Annotated in this window: 3 protein-coding genes; all 3 read left to right on the top strand. The window is 42.1% G+C overall.

All coding sequences use genetic code 11. The features are described from left to right. Nucleotides 1-47 precede the first annotated feature (47 nt). From dltA to dltC, 3 genes are read left to right on the top strand one after another with little or no spacing between them, the layout of a single operon-like run. The gene (dltA, locus tag RT41_RS10050; RefSeq protein WP_096819271.1) at nucleotides 48-1,553 is read left to right on the top strand and encodes a D-alanine--poly(phosphoribitol) ligase subunit DltA; all 1,506 of its coding nucleotides are present in this window, start codon (nucleotides 48-50) and stop codon (nucleotides 1,551-1,553) included. A 1-nt stretch (nucleotide 1,554) separates the two neighbouring features. Continuing rightward, nucleotides 1,555-2,772, top strand: coding sequence for a D-alanyl-lipoteichoic acid biosynthesis protein DltB (gene dltB, locus RT41_RS10045; RefSeq protein WP_096819270.1), 1,218 nt, complete (start codon nucleotides 1,555-1,557; stop codon nucleotides 2,770-2,772). Between the two features lie 24 nt (nucleotides 2,773-2,796). Next, nucleotides 2,797-3,036 (top strand): D-alanine--poly(phosphoribitol) ligase subunit DltC, encoded by a 240-nt coding sequence (gene dltC / locus RT41_RS10040; protein WP_054640061.1) that lies wholly within the window; start codon nucleotides 2,797-2,799, stop codon nucleotides 3,034-3,036. Nucleotides 3,037-3,108 lie beyond the last annotated feature (72 nt).

Raw genomic sequence — 3,108 nt, 5'->3', positions numbered from 1 at the left:
CATTTCATTTACAACGAATTTTAAAGTTAAGCACAGGGGGAAACAAAATGAAATTATTAGAGGTCATTTTAAAACAAGCAAAAAAAGAACCAGAGCGCATTGCACTATCTGAGCGAGGGAGGGCTTATACTTATCGTGACTTATTCGCCGCCATGGGACAAATTAAAAATCAAATTGACGCCGAAAAAAGTTCCGATCGTCCCATTCTCGTCTATGGGGAAAACGATTTTTTGACACTGGCTAGCATGCTCGCCGTTTCGGCAACGGGGCGAGCCTACATTCCAGTTGATGCGCACACGCCAAAAGAACGGACGGAGCTGATTTTACAAGCTTCAAAACCAAGCCTGGTCATTATATCCACTCGTGATCAAGAAATTAATAATGGCGAAGGAACCATTGAATTTGGCCCCCATTTCCAAGCCCATTTTGATGAGGCCCAACCTTTTGCATGGGAAAGTGTAGACCTTTCACAAGCCGTTACTGGTCAAGAGACCCATTACATCATTTATACTTCTGGAACAACAGGTGTCCCTAAAGGGGTCGCAGTATCGCACGACAATTTGCTCTCCTTTACCCAATGGATGAATCAAGATTTTGAACACATCGAGGCCAATCAGTTTCTTGAACAAGCCCTCTACAGTTTTGATTTATCAATTTTCTCCATTTACCCCTCATTAACCACAGGGGGGACACTTGTGACCCTTTCAAAAGATGAAACCAATAATTTCAAACATCTGTTTGAGCGGCTTAATTCAACGGAAATTAACACCTGGATTTCAACGCCTTCCTTTGTCGATATCTGCCTTTTGGATCCTTCCTTTACACAAGCCAAGCATCCAGCCTTAACACAATTTATCTTTTGTGGTGAAGAATTGACGGTAAAAACAGCACAGAAGTTACTGGCTCAGTTTCCAAACGCCGCGGTTTATAATACTTATGGGCCGACTGAGGCAACGGGTGCGGTGACTCAGATTAGGGTAACGTCAGAACTATTAGAAAAAGTCAGTCGCGTCCCCTTGGGCTACGCAAAACCTGGTGTTCATGTGGAAATCATTGACCAAGAACTCATTATTATCGGAGACTCTGTCGCTAAAGGCTATTTTGAAAACCCAGAGAAAACGCAAGCTGCTTTCTTTGAATATCATAATGAACCCGCCTATCATTCTGGGGATGCTGGTTCTGTTGATGAAGATGGGTTATTGCATTATCAAGGACGCTTAGACTTTCAAGTGAAATTTAATGGTTTTCGCATTGAATTACAAGACATTGAGGCCCATCTGTTGGGGATTGACACGGTCGAGAAGGCCATTGTCCTCCCTAAGCTCAATGAAAATCACAAAGTCACCGCACTGATTGCCGTCCTTCAATCCACAGAACGATTTCCAGACAAAAAAGCAGAACGGGCCTATACAAAAGGCCTGAAAAAGGAACTCTTAAAAACGGTCATGGATTATATGATTCCGACCCAGTTTGTTTATCAATCTGATTTTCCCCTGACGAATAACGGGAAAATTGACCGCAAACGCCTGACGACTGAAATTTTAGGAGGTTAAGATGCAACCCTATTCCACCCCTTTTTACTTTGTCTACCTGGGGCTTGCCTTGCTTCCGATTGTGATTGGTCACGCTTATGGAAAGAAGATGATGGGCTATCAAGTCCTCTTCAACCTTGTTTTTCTATGGCTCACCTTTGCAGGTTCTGTTAGTCTGTGGGCTTTGCTTGGTTTTGGTGCATTTGAAACCCTCTTAATCAAGGCTTACGAATACTACAAAATCAAACGAGAGAAAAATGCTTTCTCCGTCTTCGTCGTGACCTTGCTTTTGTCAATTTTGCCCCTCTTTCTGGTCAAATTGAACCCTCTGATTAATCCGGCACATCCGGAATCCATTTTTGGTTTTCTAGGAATCTCTTATGTGACCTTTAAAACGGTGAATATCATTTTAGAAATACGCGATGGGCTGATTAAGACAGTTCCTCTGAAAGAATATTTTTATTTTCTCTATTTCTTCCCCACCATCTCCTCAGGACCGATTGATCGCTTTAGACGGTTCAAAAAAGAACTGGAAGGGCCAGTCCCAAAAGATTACCCTGAATTAGTCGGAAAAGGCATCTTTTACATCTTTCAAGGCTTTCTTTATAAATACATCATCGGTTACCTGATTGATACCTATGTGTTACATAAAGTTGCCATTCTAGCCAGCTTACACCCCAGTTTTGGCAATATGACGGTGAGTATGTATGCTTATGGGCTCTATCTCTTCTTTGACTTTGCGGGCTATTCGCTCTTTGTCATTGGGATTTCAGCACTGATGGGATATCATATTCCGCCCAACTTTAATAAACCTTTCCTCGCCAAAAATATCAAAGATTTCTGGAATCGATGGCACATGACCTTGAGTTTTTGGTTCAGGGACTTTGTGGCCATGCGCTTAATGAAAACGATGATGGTCAAAAAATGGACCAAGAACATGGTCCTGATTGCCAATCTGGGCTACTTGGCTTCAATGGGATTAATGGGCTTTTGGCACGGCTTTACTTGGTATTACATCCTGTATGGTTTCTACCATGCCTTCCTTTTGATCGGCTATGATGCCTGGCTTCGATTCAAGAAAAAACGTAAAATTAAAATTCCTGACAACCGCTGGACGAGGGGCGTCAGTATCTTTATCACCTTTCAATTCGTCTTTATTGGATTCTTGATATTCTCAGGAATCCCCAATTACGCCATCATGCATGTCTTGCATGACCAGGCCCCACTCCCTAATTTTTAAGGGAAAGCATAGAAGGAGAACCACATGGAAAATGAAGTATTGGAAATTATCGAACGCGTCGCCGAAACGGATGAATTTCGTGAAGACTTAGACATGGATCTATTTGAAGAAGGGATTTTAGATTCGATGAAGGCAATCATGCTTATCGTTGAATTGGAAAATGCATTTGATGTGAGCTTGCCCCCAAGTGAAATGGATCGAGAAGATTGGAATACAGCCCACAAGATCGTACAAAGGATAAAGGAAAAACAAGATGAAGAGTAAACTTCTAAAGGAAGTAGCCCCCCTTCTGACCGCTCTTCTTTTGGTTCTCTTGCTTATCTTTCTGCCTTTTAA

Origin of the sequence: Lactococcus fujiensis JCM 16395, from assembly GCF_002441655.1 — a bacterium.
In the GTDB taxonomy this organism is placed as follows: domain Bacteria; phylum Bacillota; class Bacilli; order Lactobacillales; family Streptococcaceae; genus Lactococcus; species Lactococcus fujiensis.
Note: the sequence above shows the minus strand (reverse complement) of the source record. Positions and strands in the feature narration are given on the sequence as shown.